The sequence below is a fragment of the Salipiger bermudensis genome (assembly GCF_017309175.1).
Taxonomy (GTDB): Bacteria; Pseudomonadota; Alphaproteobacteria; order Rhodobacterales; family Rhodobacteraceae; genus Salipiger; species Salipiger bermudensis.
This window is the reverse complement of record NZ_JAEKJV010000016.1, coordinates 13483-29078: the sequence shown is the minus strand read 5'-3', so window position 1 is coordinate 29078 and position 15596 is coordinate 13483. Positions and strand designations below refer to the sequence as shown.

The 15596-nt window shown below is 66.9% G+C and carries 19 protein-coding genes; 13 read left to right on the top strand and 6 right to left on the bottom strand.

Annotation, left to right across the window (positions count from 1 at the left end; all coding sequences use genetic code 11):
- Nucleotides 1-17: 17 nt before the first annotated feature.
- From fliP to fliF, 4 genes are read right to left on the bottom strand one after another with little or no spacing between them, the layout of a single operon-like run.
- Nucleotides 18-866 carry a flagellar type III secretion system pore protein FliP gene (gene fliP, locus JF542_RS18735; protein ID WP_007803988.1) on the bottom strand — a complete coding sequence of 283 codons (849 nt, stop codon included), beginning with the start codon at nucleotides 864-866 and terminating at the stop codon, nucleotides 18-20.
- Nucleotides 863-1207: a FliM/FliN family flagellar motor switch protein gene (locus tag JF542_RS18730; protein WP_007803990.1), complete on the bottom strand. Its 345-nt coding sequence runs from the start codon at nucleotides 1205-1207 to the stop codon at nucleotides 863-865. Before JF542_RS18730 ends, fliP begins: the two co-directional genes overlap by 4 nt.
- Entirely contained in the window at nucleotides 1204-1878 is a 675-nt protein-coding gene (locus JF542_RS18725; RefSeq protein ID WP_207076961.1) for a FliH/SctL family protein, read from the bottom strand. The genes JF542_RS18730 and JF542_RS18725 overlap by 4 nt, the downstream gene beginning before the upstream one ends.
- The gene (gene fliF / locus JF542_RS18720) at nucleotides 1875-3506 is read right to left on the bottom strand and encodes a flagellar basal-body MS-ring/collar protein FliF (RefSeq protein ID WP_340689165.1); all 1632 of its coding nucleotides are present in this window, start codon (nucleotides 3504-3506) and stop codon (nucleotides 1875-1877) included. Before fliF ends, JF542_RS18725 begins: the two co-directional genes overlap by 4 nt.
- Before the next feature lie 199 nt (nucleotides 3507-3705).
- On the opposite strand from fliF, the gene JF542_RS18715 reads away from it, so the two are divergent.
- The 4 genes from JF542_RS18715 to JF542_RS18700 are packed head-to-tail and all read left to right on the top strand — an operon-like array spanning nucleotide 3706 to nucleotide 6207.
- A complete protein-coding gene (locus JF542_RS18715) occupies nucleotides 3706-4296 on the top strand; it encodes a flagellar basal body-associated FliL family protein (protein WP_207076959.1) in 591 nt (196 codons plus the stop codon).
- The gene (locus tag JF542_RS18710) at nucleotides 4293-5234 is read left to right on the top strand and encodes a flagellar motor switch protein FliM (protein WP_007803996.1); all 942 of its coding nucleotides are present in this window, start codon (nucleotides 4293-4295) and stop codon (nucleotides 5232-5234) included. Before JF542_RS18715 ends, JF542_RS18710 begins: the two co-directional genes overlap by 4 nt.
- A complete protein-coding gene (locus JF542_RS18705; RefSeq protein ID WP_207076958.1) occupies nucleotides 5218-5583 on the top strand; it encodes a flagellar motor switch protein in 366 nt (121 codons plus the stop codon). The genes JF542_RS18710 and JF542_RS18705 overlap by 17 nt, the downstream gene beginning before the upstream one ends.
- Nucleotides 5584-5589: 6 nt before the next feature.
- A complete protein-coding gene (locus tag JF542_RS18700) occupies nucleotides 5590-6207 on the top strand; it encodes a MotE family protein (RefSeq protein ID WP_207076957.1) in 618 nt (205 codons plus the stop codon).
- 39 nt (nucleotides 6208-6246) lie between these two features.
- Here the strand turns inward: JF542_RS18700 and JF542_RS18695 are convergent, their stop codons facing one another.
- The gene (locus tag JF542_RS18695; protein WP_207076956.1) at nucleotides 6247-6669 is read right to left on the bottom strand and encodes a nuclear transport factor 2 family protein; all 423 of its coding nucleotides are present in this window, start codon (nucleotides 6667-6669) and stop codon (nucleotides 6247-6249) included.
- 262 nt (nucleotides 6670-6931) lie between these two features.
- On the opposite strand from JF542_RS18695, the gene JF542_RS18690 reads away from it, so the two are divergent.
- The 9 genes from JF542_RS18690 (at nucleotide 6932) to JF542_RS18650 (ending at nucleotide 14608) form a co-directional block, all read left to right on the top strand.
- Complete coding sequence (locus JF542_RS18690) at nucleotides 6932-8155, top strand: amidohydrolase family protein (protein ID WP_207076955.1); 1224 nt, start codon at nucleotides 6932-6934, stop codon at nucleotides 8153-8155.
- Between the two features lie 108 nt (nucleotides 8156-8263).
- Nucleotides 8264-9466 (top strand): CaiB/BaiF CoA transferase family protein, encoded by a 1203-nt coding sequence (locus tag JF542_RS18685; RefSeq protein ID WP_007804005.1) that lies wholly within the window; start codon nucleotides 8264-8266, stop codon nucleotides 9464-9466.
- A gap of 33 nt (nucleotides 9467-9499) precedes the next feature.
- Complete coding sequence (locus JF542_RS18680) at nucleotides 9500-10660, top strand: acyl-CoA dehydrogenase family protein (protein WP_007804007.1); 1161 nt, start codon at nucleotides 9500-9502, stop codon at nucleotides 10658-10660.
- A gap of 17 nt (nucleotides 10661-10677) precedes the next feature.
- Nucleotides 10678-11073, top strand: coding sequence for a hypothetical protein (locus tag JF542_RS18675; protein ID WP_207076954.1), 396 nt, complete (start codon nucleotides 10678-10680; stop codon nucleotides 11071-11073).
- A gap of 2 nt (nucleotides 11074-11075) precedes the next feature.
- Complete coding sequence (locus tag JF542_RS18670; RefSeq protein WP_207076953.1) at nucleotides 11076-11510, top strand: MaoC family dehydratase; 435 nt, start codon at nucleotides 11076-11078, stop codon at nucleotides 11508-11510.
- The gene (locus JF542_RS18665) at nucleotides 11507-12436 is read left to right on the top strand and encodes a dihydrodipicolinate synthase family protein (RefSeq protein WP_207076952.1); all 930 of its coding nucleotides are present in this window, start codon (nucleotides 11507-11509) and stop codon (nucleotides 12434-12436) included. The genes JF542_RS18670 and JF542_RS18665 overlap by 4 nt, the downstream gene beginning before the upstream one ends.
- Nucleotides 12436-13359 (top strand): dihydrodipicolinate synthase family protein, encoded by a 924-nt coding sequence (locus JF542_RS18660; RefSeq protein ID WP_207076951.1) that lies wholly within the window; start codon nucleotides 12436-12438, stop codon nucleotides 13357-13359. Before JF542_RS18665 ends, JF542_RS18660 begins: the two co-directional genes overlap by 1 nt.
- Complete coding sequence (locus JF542_RS18655; protein ID WP_007804016.1) at nucleotides 13356-13643, top strand: EthD domain-containing protein; 288 nt, start codon at nucleotides 13356-13358, stop codon at nucleotides 13641-13643. The genes JF542_RS18660 and JF542_RS18655 overlap by 4 nt, the downstream gene beginning before the upstream one ends.
- A gap of 8 nt (nucleotides 13644-13651) precedes the next feature.
- Nucleotides 13652-14608, top strand: coding sequence for a LysR family transcriptional regulator (locus JF542_RS18650; RefSeq protein WP_224888153.1), 957 nt, complete (start codon nucleotides 13652-13654; stop codon nucleotides 14606-14608).
- On the opposite strand, the gene JF542_RS18645 is transcribed toward JF542_RS18650, so the two are convergent.
- Nucleotides 14598-15383 (bottom strand): HpcH/HpaI aldolase family protein, encoded by a 786-nt coding sequence (locus JF542_RS18645; RefSeq protein ID WP_242533833.1) that lies wholly within the window; start codon nucleotides 15381-15383, stop codon nucleotides 14598-14600. The two genes, JF542_RS18650 and JF542_RS18645, sit on opposite strands and share 11 nt — an antisense overlap.
- Nucleotides 15384-15596 lie beyond the last annotated feature (213 nt).

Below are 15596 nucleotides of genomic sequence, written 5' to 3'. Positions count from 1 at the left end.
CTGCACCCTTCCTTACGCTACCCGCCGCCCGCGAGCGGGAGATAGCTTTCCATGAGAGACCCGGCCAGCATGTACCAGCCGTCGATGAGGACGAAAAAGATCACCTTGAACGGCAGCGAGATCAGCACCGGCGGCAGCATCATCATGCCCGCGCTCATCAGCACCGAGGCCACGATCAGGTCGATGACCAGAAACGGCAGGTAGATCAGGAAGCCGATCGAGAAGGCCCGCCGCAGCTCCGAGATCATGAAGGCCGGCACCAGTTCGCGCCAGCCGACATCCTCGGCGCTCTGCGGCGCAGGTGCGCTTTCCTCGGGGGGCACCGTGCCCTCGCTGCGCGCCGCGATGTCCCGGAACAGCGCCAGATCCTTCTCGCGCGTGTTGGCATACATGAACAGCTTGAACGGCTCGCCGACCCGCATCAGGGCCTGCTCCTCGGTGATCGAATTGGCCATCAGCGGCTGGACGCCGCCTTCCCAGGCGTCCTCGAAGACCGGCTGCATGACAAAGAAGGTCATGAACAGCGCCATCGAGGTCAGCACCATGTTGGGCGGCGACTGATTCAGGCCGAGCGCCGAGCGCAGCATCGAGAACACGATCACGAAGCGGGTGAAGCTGGTCATGATGACCAGCAGCCCCGGTGCCAGCGACAGCACCGTCATCGCAGCGATCAGCTGGATGATGCGGCCCGAGAGTGTGGCACGCTCGTCCGAGCCCGCCGGCGCCGAACTCAGCGCATCGCCGATGGCGCCCAACAGGTCCGAGCCTGCCGATTGCGCATGGGCTTCGGTGGCGGCCAGCCCGCACAGCCCCGCTGCCAGCAGGCAGAGAAGGACCGCTCTGGAAAGGCCGCCGCACCGGATCATTTCTCGGACACGTAATCCTTGACGATCTCGATCAGCGAGACGCCAAGCCGGTCATCCTCGAGCTTCACCAGATCGCCGCGCGCCACGAGCCGGTCGTTGATGACCACCTCGACCGGCTGGCCGATGCTCTTGTCGAGTTCGATGATCGAGCCGCGGCTGAGCTTGAGCAGCTGGGCGATCGGCATCCGGGTCTGGCCCAGAACGATCTGCACGTTGAGCCCCACGTTGAGCATCGCGTCGATGCTGTTGGCGCCGCCCTTGCTGGCTTGCTCGGCGGCGGCCTCTTCGGCCACGGCCTGCACCACGGTGTCCTGTACGTCGTCTCCGAGCTCTTCGCTCATGTCCTGCTCTCCTGCCTGTCCTGTTCGAGGCTTCGGTCGATCTCGTCCCGCGTCTGGCCCAGCGAGGACAGGATGCGGGCGCAGATGTCCTTGAAGCTGTAGGCCATCACGCCGTGATCCCATTCGGCGCGCACGTCACCGGGGCCGAGATCGGGATCAGCCTTGATGTCGATGCGCCCGCCAAGCCCGGCGATCCGCGCGGCGTGCTGCACCTCGGCGCCCGAGCTCTCGACCGCGCCGGGGGCGAACCAGATCCGCAGCACCGCCGAGCCGAGCGCCATGCGCACGGCGTTCTTCGCCTCGCGCTCGGCCTGACCCGTGGCGAGTGTCGCCGAGACATCCGGGGCGAGCTGCTCGAACACCTCGAGCACGAAGCCCACCATCTGGAGCTCGAGCGTGGCGTGGTGCCGGTCGGCATCGTCGATGAGCTGGCGCAGGGCAGGGGTCACCGCCTCGAGCGCCGACAGCTGACGCTGGCTGGCCGAGGCTTCGGTCGCCTGCAGCGTCTCGGTCTGGCCCTGCGCGACACCGGCCTCGAAGCCCTCTTGGCGCGCGTTGGCCACGGCCTCTTCGAATTGCGCCCGGGTGAACACCGCCCCGATCACAGGCTCTTCGCCGCGGCGGGCGGCGTCGAACTCGGCATCGAAGTTGCGGTCGAAGACAAAGCTCATGCGTTCGGTCCTTCAGCAAGCCATGACCGGACCACGGTGATCGCGCCTTCTGGCTCGCGTTCGATCAGCTCGCTCACGGTGTTGATCAGGCCGCGCGGCACGCCGCCCTGGACCGCGGCCAGTTCGACCATCTCTTCGGCGCCGGGGGGCAGAGGGTCGAGCACGGTGCCGCTCTGGTAGACCGGTCGCTCCCCGGCGCCCTGCGCGTTCGACGCGGTTGCGCTCTCGCCCGTGGTGGTGGCGGGCAGGTTGCCGGAGGGCGCAAGGCCGGGCAGATCGGCACTGCCGCCCTCGGCAATCGCCGGCTGGTCGAAGACCCGGTTCAGCGCCGGTCGGACGCCCAGAGCGAGCACTGCCGCCACCAGCGCCAGCGCGAAGACGCCGCGCAGGATGGTGCCGGTGTTCTCGGTCAGCGTCTGGGCAAAGCTGCGCGACACCGGCTCGCCGACATCCATCGAGTAATCCATGAAGCGCAGGCTCACCACCTCGACGCTGTCGCCGCGCGCCTCATCAAAGCCGATGGCGCTCTGGACCAGCGCTTCGAGCCGCTGCAGCTCTTCCTGACTGCGCTCTTCGTAGTCGACAGCGCCGCCGTCCTGTACGTTGTAGATGCCGTTCACCAGCACCGCGACCGAGACCTTCTCGATGTCGCCGGGCTCGCGCACCGTCTCGGAGGAGGTGCCGCCGATCTCGTAATTGACGATCTCGTTGGTGCTGTTGGCGGTGTTGCGGTTGTTGCCCGGCACGTCGGCGGCCAGCGCCGCGGGGATATCATCGGCGACGCCGACCTCGCCGCCCGCCGCGGTCTGGTCCTCGCGGGTTTCCTCGCGGGTCTCGGTGGAGCGCACGACGCGCTGATCGGGGTCGTAGGTCTGCTCGCGCACCACCTGCCGCTCGGTGGTGAGATCGACGCTGACCTGCACCCGCGCGTTGCCGGCGCCGACGCGGGCGCTCAGGATCTGGGCGATGCGCTGTCCCAGCCGGTCCTCGATCTGGGCGCGGGCCGATTGCAGCGAAGCTTCGCTGCCCGCCTCGCCGTCTTCCGAGAGAATGGTCTCGCCGGTGGCCGACAGCACGGTGACCTGCGCGGGGGCGAGATCGGGTACCGCCGAGGCGACCAGCGACCGGATCGCGCGGGCCTGCCGCATCCCGACCTGGCGCGAGCCGCGCACGATAACCGAGGCCGAGGGGCGCGGGCGTTCGCGCGAGAACGGCTCGCGCTCGGGCAGAACCAGATGGACGCGGGCGGCCTCGACCCCGTCGATGGTCTGGATCGAACGGGCCAGCTCGCCTTCCATGGCGCGGGCGCGGTTCACCCGCTGCATGAAGGTGTTCATGCCGAGCCCGCTGGCCTCGTCGAAGATCTCCCAGCCCGGGGTGCCGTCATTCGGAAGGCCGGCGCCGGCCAGCAGCATCCGGGCCCGGGCCATGTCTTCGCCCGGAACGCTGACCGCGGTGCCCGCCATGTCGGTACGCGAACGAATTCCGGCCTGCTCGAGCGATTCGACCATGCGCCCCGCTTCGGCAGGAGATAGGTCCCGGTAAAGCGCCACGTAATCCGGTGTCGTCACCGCGGAAAGCCCGAAGAACATGGCGAAAACCATCGCCACGCCAGCTCCGCCGAGCACCGTAAGACGTTTCCACCCCAACGATTTCAGATTGTCTAGAATGCCCTGCACGCGAAGTTCTGCCTATTCCCCAGTCTTGCCCAAGGATAACCATAATTATTCTTGACCGGCAAGAACTAGCTCACCTTTTATACTTGCTTTAAACCGTCATTCTGCGCATTGTGGTGCAAGATTAGAACAACTTCGAAGAACAGGGGCGATGGCCGACTCAACCGGGACATCCCAGGACGCTGAGACGCCGAAAAAGAAGACGCTGCTGCGCATCGTTGCGCTGCTGTTGCTGTGCGTCGTGGCCCTCGCGGGCGGCTTCGTGGCGTCGGTCGGACCGCAGGGCGCCATGGAGCTCGTGGGGCTGGCGGACGATCCCGAGGACGAGGCAGCCGCCTCTGGCGAGGATGCCGCCGAGGATCACGCGGCCGGGGACGGGCACGGCGCTGCTCCCGCGACCCCGGCGGGGCTGCCGGGCGAGCATATCGTTGTGACACCGTTCCAGGAGATCATCGTCAACATCACCGCGACCACCGCCACCGGGCGCCAGACCACGCGCTTTCTCAAGCTCAACCTGGCGCTGGCCTATGACAACCGGGTCTCAGGCGCCGAGAATATCGAGAGCCGCAAGCTCTTCCTGCGCGACAGCTTCCAGGAATACCTTCGGCAGCTCAACGAGAACGACCTGCAGGGTTCGATCGGGCTGGTGCGGCTCAAGTCCGAGCTTCTGCGCCGTGCCCGCGCCATTTCGGACAGCGACGCGCCGCAGGAGTTCCTCATCGCGGACCTGATCGTACAATGAGCACCGCACGCACCCTCACCCCCGACACCCGCGCCGTCGAGGAGCTGATCGTCGAGCGCGCCAAGCTTTCCTACGCCCGGCTGCCGATGCTCGAGGTGGTGTTCGACCGCTTCTCGCTGTCTCTGGCGCAGACGCTGAAGAGCTATCTCGGCGCCATGGCCGAAGTCAGCCTCGGCGGCATCGACTATCTCAGCTGTCAGGATGCGCTCAAGGATCAGCCCGACCCCTCGCTGATCTCGGTCACCACGGCCGAGGAGTGGGGCGGCACCATCGCTGCGATCATGACGCCGGAGCTGCTGTTCGGCATCATCGAGATCACCTTCGGCGGGCGGACCGTCGCCACCGGCGAGAAGAAGACCCGCAACTTCACCAGCATCGAGAAGCGCATCGGTCAGAATTTCACCGAGACGGTACTGACCGAACTGTCGAACGCCTTCGCCAAGGTCACGCCGGTGAATTTCGACATCAGCCATCTCGAGACCAACCCCAAGGCGCTGCTTCTTGCACCGCCGACCAGCGCCTGCGTGCGCGCCCGGCTGACAATCGACATCGAAGGTCGGATCGGCGAGATGGTCTTTGTGCTTCCCAACACCGCGTTCGAGAAGGTGAGCCACATCCTGTCGCAGCAATTCACCGGCGGACAGCTCGGCGGTGACAGCGGCTGGCGGCTCAAGATGACCGACATGCTCGGAAGCACCAACGTGCCGATGTCGGCGGTGATGGGGCAGGCGGTGCTGCCGATGCGCGACGTGCTGGCCTGGGCGCCCGGACAGGTGCTCGACCTTGGCATCCAGGTCGACGATCCGGTGACGCTGTGCTGCGCCGGCAAGGAGATTGCCCGCGCCGAGGTCGGCCACCGCAAGAATGGGCGGATCGCGCTGAAACTCTCCGAAAAGCTCTACGAAGAAAAGGACTCCCCCGATGACCTTCGTGATTGATATCGCAATTCTTGTGTTGCTTGTGGGTACCTTGACCTATGCTTGGGTGGTGGATCGGCGTGTTCGCAGCCTGATGCGGGTCCTGCGCGAAATGGAGCCGATGATCGGCAATTTTTCCGAGGCCGTGGATCGGAGCGAAAGCACCGTGTCGGTGCTGCGCTCGCTGGGCCAGCAGGCCGAGCCCAAGCCGCGGCCCCAGCGTGAGCGTGAGCCGGAGATGACGCGCGCCGAGCCGTCCTTCCGCACCTCCCGCGAGCGCCCGACGCGCCCGGCCGGCGCCACCAAGGCCTCGGGCAAGTCCGAACTGGTGCGCGGCTTCTTCGAAACCGTCCGGCAGCGCGAGGCCTGATCCCGAATGCGTCCGATCACCTTCGTTCTCGCCGGCCTCGCCCTTGCGGTCGTGGCCAAGATCGGCGTCACGCTGATGGATGAGCCCGGCTTTTCCAGCGCCGGCGCCGACGACAATACGCCCTTCGTGAGCGCCGCCTCCGCTGCCGCCACCGATGCCGACAGCCCGGCGGCGACGCCCGAGCCGAAGGTCTGCGAGGCGCCGGAAGAGCTGCTCGCCTCGATCCAGCAGGAGCGCGAACTGCTCGAAGCACAGAAAGAGCAGCATGCCAAGCGCGAGGCAGAGCTCGATCTGACCGCGGAAACGCTCGAGGTCGAGCAGCAGCGGCTCGCGGACCTCAAGACCGAGCTCGAGGCGCTGCTCGACAAGGTGAAGGCGGCGCATACGTCGGATGTCGACCGGCTCGTGGCGCTCTATCGCAACATGAAGCCCAAGGACGCCGCGGCGATCATGAACGATCTCGACATCGAGGTCTCGGTCATGGTGCTCGGCACAATGAACGAGCGTGACGCCGCCCCGATCATGGCGGCCCTGACGCCGGTGCGGGCGCGGGCGATCTCGCAGATCATCCTCGAGCGCTCCAAGCTGCCGGGCGACCAGCGTCTCAACGACATCAAGCTCTGAGCTTTTCGGGATGCGGTTCGGAGCCGCGTCCCGCGAGCGTCAGGCCTCGATGCCGCGTGCGGAGAGGATGCGCTCGGCGCTGTCGTTCCAGACATCCATCTTCACGATCTTGCCGTTCTCGACCACGAAGCGATCGACATAGCGGTTGCCCTCGAACGCCGTGCCATCATGCCATTCGCCGTAGAGGTAGCCGGTGGAATAGACCACCGTGCCCTCGGCGCCCTGAGCCACGTCGAACTGACGCATGTCCTTCTTCACCCAGGCGTAGCGCATGGCGTTGAACCCGGCCGGGCCCGAGGGGTGATGATAGACCCGCCCGCCGGTAAAGGTGATGACCACGTCATCCGCCATGTAGGTCGCGGCGCGCTCGGGGTCGGGCACCATCGAGGCCTCGAGATAGTCGTGCACGATACGCGCTTCGGGGCCGAGGGTTTCGGGATCGATGGACAGGGTCGTGGACATGGGGGCTCCTCGGCGAGTGCGGCAGGTGTGTTGTCCCGCCCGTGCTAGACCTTCGGGGCGCGATTTCCTACAGCAATTGCAGGGACTGCCGGCAAGGCGAGCGATGCGCCTCCGGTTCGGTGCAAATGCGCGCGATGTCCCGGCAGGGGTTTTGACAGGCGCCACGCGGCAGCCACGTAATCCGGCGGGACACCAGCCGACGCAGATGAGGTCAGACAATGCGGCAACTTACATGGACCACGGTGGCAGGGGCAGTGCCGCGATGAGCCTCGATCTGGTGATCCGCCGCGCGCGGCTCGAAGACGGCGCTGCACCGGTCGACCTGGGCGTGAAGGACGGGCGCATTGCCGAGATCGCGCCCACCATCGCCAGCGATGCGCCCGAACGCGACGCGGTCGGCGGGTTGCTGATCCGGGGCTTTGCCGACAGTCACCTGCATCTCGACAAGGCCTGCATCCTCGAGCGGGCGCAGAACCGCTCGGGCGACCTCCGGGGCGCGCTCGAGGCGGTGACCACCGCCAAGCGCGACTTCACCACCGAGGATGTCTATGCCCGAGGCGCGCAGGTGCTCGACAAGGCCATTGGGCAGGGCACCACCCTGATCCGCACGCAGGTCGAGATCGATCCCGTGATCGGTCTGGCCGGGTTCGAGGCCGTGCGACGGCTCAAGGCCGATTACGCTTGGGCGCTCGACCTGCAGATCTGCGTATTCCCTCAGGAAGGCCTGCTGAACTACCCCGGCACCGAAGAGCTGTTGCGCGCGGCGCTGGAGCAGGGCGCTGACCTGCTCGGCGGTTGCCCCTATACCGACAGCGACCCAGAGGGTCAGATTGCGCGGATCTTCGGCATGGCGCGGGCGTTCGACGTGGATCTCGATTTTCATCTCGACTTCGACCTCGACACGAGCTGGCGACACCTCGACGAGGTCGCGCGCCAGACCATTGCCCACGACATGCAGGGCCGCGTCGCCATCGGGCACGTCACCAAGCTTTCGATGCTGCCGCCGGAGCGGCTTGCCGAAAGCGTAGCCCTGCTGCGCGATGCCGGCATTGCGCTGACCGTGCTGCCGGCGACCGACCTGTTCATCACCGGGCGCGACCATGACCACGCGGTGCCGCGCGGTGTCGCCCCGGCACATGTCTTTCACGCGGCGGGGGTGCGCTGCACCGTGGCGACGAACAACGTGCTGAATCCCTTCACGCCCTATGGCGACTGCTCGCTGCCGCGCATGGCCAATCTTTTCGCCAATGTCGCCCAGCTTGGCCGCCCCGAAGACCTCGCCGCCTGCTTCGCGATGATCAGCGAGGATCCGTTTCGCCTGCTGGGCCATGACAGCCGGATCGCGGTCGGAGGGCCTGCGGATCTGGTCCTGCTGCCCGCTCCCAGCCGGGCCGCCACCGTCTCCGAGATCGGCCGCCCGCTCTGGGGCATGAAGGCGGGGCGGATGACCTTCGAGGCGCCGGCGCCGCGTCTCTTCAGGCCCTGAAGACTATTCGATAGGTCAATTTTCCACCCCGGCATTATCATAGCTGGATATATTCCCGGCTCGCCGCGTCTGCCTTAGGCTCTGTCTCGCAACACGAGAGGAACCACGATGGGCGCGCTTGACGGAATCCGAGTACTGAGCTTCAACCACTTCCTGTCCGGCCCTGCCGCGGCGCAGCATCTGGGCGATATCGGCGCAGACGTGATCACCGTCGAGCCGCTGGGCGGCGCGTTCCAGCGCAACTGGGCGGTGGCCAACCGCTTCGTCGACGACACCTCGGTCAACCACATCACCACCGGGCGCAACAAGCGCTCGATCGCGGTCGACCTGAAGTCGCCCGAGGGCATCGCCACTGTGAAGCGCCTGATCGAGACCGCAGACGTGGTGATGGAGAACTTCCGCCCCGGCACGCTCGACAAGCTGGGCCTGTCGGAGGCCGAGATGCGCAAGGTGAACCCACGCATCATCTACGCCACCACCACTGGGTACGGCGTCGACGGCCCCTATGCCAAGCGCCCGGGGCAGGACGTTCTGCTGCAGGCGATGACCGGCCTTGCCGCCCATACCGGCAGCATGGAGAGCGGCCCGGTCGCCGTGGGCTCGGTGCCGATCGACCATCATGCCGCGGCGCTCACCGTGGCTGGCATCATTGCGGCGCTGTTCGAGCGCGAGCGCACCGGCAAAGCCCGCCGGGTCGACGTCAACATGCTGCAGGCGGCGATGGACCTGCAGGGCGAGTCGATCACCGCGTGGATGAACGGCGCCGACCGCGCCGGCCCGCGGGGCGAGGATGGCATGGCCAACTGGTTCAGCCCGGCCCCCTACGGCATCTACGCCGCCAAGGATGGCCACGTGATGATCTCGATGTCGACGCCGCCGCAGCTGGCGGGCGCGCTGGAGCTGCCGGCGCTGGCCGAGCTCTCGGCCGACGAGGGCTTCTCCAAGCGCGGCGAGATCTCGCGGATGGTGGCCGAGGGCATGGCCCGGCTCAGTCTTGACGAGGCGGTCGCCAAGCTCACCGAGGCCGGCGTCTGGCACGAGGTCGTGCAAGATTACGACGGGCTCAAGAGCAACCCGCAGGTCGACCACCTCGCGGCCTTCACCGAAACCCCGAGCGCTGGCGGCACGCCGCTGGTCATGCTCTCGCACCCTGTCCGCTACGACGGCGAGACCCCCCCGGTGCGCCTCGCGCCGCCGGCGCTTGGCGGCCAGAGCCGCGAGGTGCTGGCCGAGGCGGGCCTCTCGGCGGACGAGATCGACCGGCTGATCGCCGAGGGCGTGATCGTGCAATCGGACAAGATGCGCGGCTGAGCCCGCGCCAAGAGACCAACAGGAGCAGACAAGATGGATTTCACGATCTCCGAAGAGATGAAGATGGTCACCGACGCGGTCGGCCGCTTCGTACGCGAGAAGGTGCAACCGCTCGAGCAGGAAACCGAAGAGGCCGCCAAGATCCCGCCCGAGAAGCTGGCGGCGGTGAAAGCCGAGGCGCAGGAGCTGGGCTTTTACGCCATGAACATGTCCGAAGAGGTCGGCGGTGCCGGTCTCGGCGTACTCGACATGTGCCTCGTCGAGGAGCAGCTCGGCCAGACCTCGGACGCGCTGATCCGGCGTGTCTTCGGGCAGGTCTACCCGATGCTCGAACAGTTCGAGGGCGAGCTGCGCGACAAGTATCTCTACCCCACCGTCAAGGGCGACAAGATCTGCGCCATGGCGATCACCGAGCCGGGCGCCGGTTCGGACGCGGCTGCGATCAAGACCAACGCCTATCTCGATGGCGATGAGTGGGTGCTGAACGGCACCAAGCACTTCATCTCGGATGGCGACATCGCCGATTACGTCATCGTCATGGCGCTGACCGATCCCGAGAAGGGCGCCCGTGGCGGCATCAGCCTGCTGATCGTCGACAAGGGCATGCCCGGCTTCACCGTTGCCCGCAACCAGGCGATGATGGGCCACCGCGGCTACGGTCATGCGGAGCTGAACTTCGACGACGTGCGCATCCCCAAGGGCAACGTGCTGGGCGAGGTCGGCAACGGCTTCAAGGTGATGATGGCCAACGTGGGCGGCATCCGTCTCGGCCATATCGGCGCCCGCGCCGTGGGCATGGCGAGCCGCGTGCTCGACATGATGCGCGAGCACGCCGCCACGCGGAAGCAGTTCGGCCAACCGATCGGCGACTTCCAGATGGTGCAGCAGATGATCGCAGACAGCGCGATGGAGATCTTCGCGACCCGGATGATGGTGCTCAATACCGCTTGGGAGGTCGATGCGGGGCTCGATCCGCGCGACAAGGTGTCGATGGTCAAGGTGCAGGCCTCGGAGATGCTGGGCCGGGTCGCCGACCGCGGCATCCAGGTCTTCGGCGGCTACGGCTTCACCAAGGAGCTGCCGCTCGAGCGCATCTACCGCGATGCCCGCGTCACCCGTATCTACGACGGCACCTCCGAGGTGCACCGCATGCTGATCGCCCGCTCGGTGATCAAGCGCGGCCTGACCCTCTGAGCCAAGGAGCCTTCCGCATGACCGATCTTCCCGCCAAGGGCGACGCCATCACCTTCCGCAAGACCATGACCGTGGCCGAGCAGGGCTTCTTCACCGGCATCACCGGCAACATGACCAAGACCCATGTCGACCGCGCCCATGCCAAGGACGCGGGCCTGGCCGACATGTCGGTCTTCGAGCTTGCCGCCGCCGGCCTGCTGACCACCGCGCTTGGTCGCCTCGCTGGCCCGGCGTGGCGCATCGGCGACTTCTCGGTCGCCTTCGGCCGCGCGCTCCCGGTCGGAAGCTCGATCGCCGCTACCGCGACCGTCACCGAGGCGTCGTCCGAGGCCATCGTCTGCGATCTGAGCATCGCGGTCGAGGGTGACGAGGTGATCACCGGCACCGCGCGCATGGTGCCGCTGGGGGCCTGAGCATGTATGACATCCGCAATATCGACGAGCTGGAGGTCGGCGACCGCGTCTCCGTCTCGAAGACCATCACCGAGGCCGATGGCGCGATGTATATCGCCGCCACCGGCGATTTCGGCCCGGTGCACGTGGACGAGGGTTATGCCTCGACCACCCGCTTCGGCGAGCGCCTCGCCCCGGGCATCCTTGTCGCCGGTATCTGCACCTCGGTGCTGACCGCCGAGCTGGTGGGCACCGTGGGCGTGTCGATCCGCGACAGCTTCTGGTTCACCGGCGCCGTGCGCTACGGCGACACCATCACCTTCGACATCTGGATCTCGTCCAAGGACGAGGAGAACCGCACCGTCGACTGGCAGGCCTCGGCCAAGAACGAGGAGGGCGTCGAAGTGCTGAAAGCCGACGCCACGCTGAAATTCCCGAGAAAGAGAGTGACGACATGACCATCACGGCCAAGGATCTTCGCGGCATCACCGTCGCCACCGTACTGCCCTTCGACGAGCAGGGCGCCATCGACTGGGACGGCTATGCCGCCGTGCTTGACCACTGCGCCAAGCCCGAGACCACCGACTGCGTCTTCGTCAACGGCCACGCAGGCGAAGCCACCGCGCTTACCGATGATGAAAAGCTCGAGGTGATCAAGCGCACCCGCGCCCAGATCTCCAAGGACCAGCCGCTGCTGGTGGGCGTGGTGCCGACCGGCATCCCCGACGCACTGCGTCAGGCCGAGGCGGTGCGCGAGGCCGGGGCCGACGTGGCGGTGATCTTCCCGCCCGAGGCGCTTGGCGGCGGCAACGCCAACACCACTGCCGCGGTGAAGATGTACGAGCTTCTGGCGCGCGAGCTCCAGATGCCGCTGTCGCATTTCCAGTTCCCGATCGCCTCCGGCTTCGGCCTCGCCACCCCGGTGCTGGCCGAGATCGCCAAGATCCCCGAGGTGGTGGCGATCAAGGAAGGCTCGGCCACGCTTCTTGCCTATGACGAGAACCGCCGCGCGGTTCAGGCCGCCGACGACAACACCGCCATCCTGCCGTCGAACTTCCACTGGTTCTTCGCGCAGGTCGCGCTTGGTGGCGACGGCATCCTGTCGGGCCTCGCGAGCCTCGTGCCCGGCCTGCTGGCCGACCTCTGGAACGCCTCGGAAGAGATGGACCTCGCCAAGATGCGCGCCGCCAACGACCGGCTCTACCCGGTGGTTCGGGCGATCTATGGACCGACCCCGGTGATCGACATGCACACCCGCATGAAGGACGGGCTCGAGATCATGGGCGTGATCAAGAACGCCGCCCCGCGCCTGCCGCTGCTGCCGCAGTCCGACGAGGTCCGCGAGGGCGTGCGCCAGGCGCTGATCGCGGCCGAGGTGCTGTGATGTCCGCCGCAGAGAATGGCGGGCTCTTTGCCGCCACCATCTGCCCGATGACCGAGGAGGGCGCGCTTGATCGCGCCAGCCTCGAGCGGCATTTTGCAACCGTCCTGTCCGACCCCGGGCAGGCGGGGCTGCTGCTCAACGGCCATGCGGGCGAGGGCATCCACATGTCGCGCGCCGAGCAGGCCGAGGTGGTCCGCATCGCCCGCAACGTCGCGGGCGGGCGCCGGATCCTTGCTGCCGTGAGCGGCGAGAACACCGCCTTCGCTGCCGCCGATGCACAGGCCGCGCTCGATGCCGGGGCCGACGCGGTGATGGTCTTTGCGCCGTTTTCCTGGGCGCTCGGGGCCGACCCGCGCGCCATCGTCGCCCATCACGAGGGCATCGCCGCCGCCACCGGCGCGCCGGTCTACCTGTTCCAGGGCTCCGTCGGCTCGTTCAAGCTCGCCTACACCCCGGACGTGCTGCGCCGCCTGCTCGAGATCGACAGCGTCGCGGGCATCAAGGAAGGCAGCTGGGAGACCAAGTCCTACGAGGTCACCCGCCGCATTGCCCGCGAGATGCGTCCGGACGTGGCCGTCATGGCCTCGGGCGACGAGCATCTCTTCCCCTGCTTCATGATCGGCAGCGACGGCTCGGCGGTCAGCCTCTCGGCGCTCGTCCCCGAGCTGATCACCGCGCTCGACGCCCATGTGCGCGAGGGCCGGATTGCCCCGGCACAGGAAATCCACGCCGCGCTCTTCGGCCTTGCCCGCCTGATCTATGCCGCGCCCGGCCACATGGCCGCCGCGCGCCTCAAGGCCTGCCTCGCGGAGCTCGGCCGCATCGACACCCCTGCCTGCCGCGCCCCCACGCCGCGCATCGAGAGCGATGAGCTCGACGCCCTGATGACCGCGCTGCGCCCCTGCCTGGAGCTGATCCCATGAGCCAACTGCAAACCCATATCGTCTTTGTCGATGTCGACCCGGAAGACGAGGCCGCCTTCGACGAATGGTACGAGACCGTTCACCTGCCCGACATCCTCGCCTGCCCCGGCTGGCTGAATGCACGGCGCGAGAAATGCCTCGAGGGCGGGCCGCGCCACGTGGCGATCTACACGATCACCGGGCCGGAAGCCTATGAAACGCCCGAGTTCAATGCTATCAAGGGCTTCGGGCCGTTCAGCGACAAGGTGCGCAATTTCACGCGCATCCGCCTGACACAAAGCTGAGCCGCGCGTTGGGACAGGGGAAACCAATCGGAGACATACTGAACCTCCGTCAACTCGAGATTCTCCGCGCCGTCGTGCAGTTTCGCACGACCGTCGGCGCCGCGGAGCGCCTCGGCATGTCCCAGCCCTCGATCTCGAACACCATCCGGCATATCGAGACGGTGCTCGGATTTCCCCTGTTCGAACGCATCAGCAACCGGCTGTCTCCGACCGAGGAGACCCTGATCCTGCTCGAGGAATCCGAGCCGCTCTTTCTGCTGCGCGACGCGGTCAACCAGCGCGCCGCCGACCTGCGTATGGGCAAGATCGGCCGCATCCGCGTGGCCTCCACCGCCGAGCTCAGCGAAGCGGTGCTGCCCCGGGTGATCGCCGATTACGCCCGCGAGTTCCCCCGCATCCAGATCTCGCTCGAGACCCGTCCGCTCGACAGCGTGCTGCAGGTGGTCGAGAACGGCGTCGCCGACGTGGCCTTCGCGATCTCGCCCTACGAGCGGCAGGCGATGGCCTACGAGCTCATCGATACGCTGCAGGCGGTGGTGCTCTGCGACGAGAACGATCCCGTCGCCAAGCTTGACGTGGTGTCGCCCAAGGACCTGGTCGAGCGCCCGATGGTCGGCCCGCAGGTGGCCAACCGGATCGGGCTGATGATGGCCGACAGTTTCCGCGCCAAGGGGCTGGATTACCGCCCCACCATCGAGACCCGCTTCATGAACGCCGCCGCGCGCATCGTGCGCGATGGCTGGGGCGTGGCGCTGGTGGACGAGCTTTCGGCCTATACCGCCATGCGGCCCGGGCTCGTCGTGCGGCCCTACAGCGCCGACATGAGTTTCGAGCTTGCCGCCGCGATGCCCAAGAGCAAGAGCCCGTCGCGGCAGACCAAGCGCTTCATCAAGGCCTTTCGCGAGCGGGTTGCGCTGCGCCTCGCCGAGGTGCGCGAAGAAAGCCGCCGCCCGGTCAGCGAGTAGCCTTCGCCTTCAGCCGCGCGAGCTGCGCCGCGCCCCCTTCGGTAATCAGGTTGGTTTCGTTGGTGGCGACGATCGCGCGCGCCCCGAGCGCCAGCGCGTGGCTTTCGACCAGCGCCTCCGGCAGGCCCATCACCCCGAACCCGCAGCCATGGGCCGCCGCCGCGCCCGCGATGCGCTGGAAGGCGGCGCGCAGATCGGGGTGGTCGATCTGGCCGCGAAGGCCGATGCCGTCCGCGAGATCGTTGGTGCCGATCATCAGCATGTCGATGCCGGGAGTTGCTGCGATCTGATCAACTGCGCCCAAAGCAGGGGCACTTTCGATCATCGCGATCACCTCCACGTTGCGCTCGGCACCGTCCACCAGTTCGGTGGCGGGAACCACGCGGTAGTCCAGCATCGGCAGCGGGCCGGGCAGGGCGCGCGCCCCACGCGGGCCAAAGCGGCAAGCCTGAGCGATGCGCTGTGCATCCGCGGCACTGTCCACATGGGGGACGATCACGCCCGTGGCGCCGCAGTCGAGGACCCGCGCAATATCCGCGGAATCCGGCCCTGTAACGCGGCCGTATACCGGAAGACCCGCCGCGATCCCGACCGCCGCCATCTGCCCGAGCTCGCCCAGTCCGATGGGGCCATGCTCCATGTCGGCCACCACGAAGTCGAATCCCGCGCCGCGCGCCATGAGAACCGACTCTGCCCGGCCCAGAACACAGAAGGCGAGGCCGTAAGCCGCGCTGGAGACGTTTTCAGACTGCCCGGGATTTGATCTGATGCTCATAATATGCTCTATTTTTGATCTGGAGATTTTTGCGTTGGCATCACGGTAGATCAGATTTTTCCGGAATATTCGGAAAAACGGCGGAATAAATACTTCCTATAAGGATATTTATAGCCTCCAGCCTTCATTGCTTCGCGCTTGCCGGTAACCTCCTCGGAAACCGGCGCCGGTGACGACGGGAACGACATCCGTTACCCGCGACCCCGCCGAGAC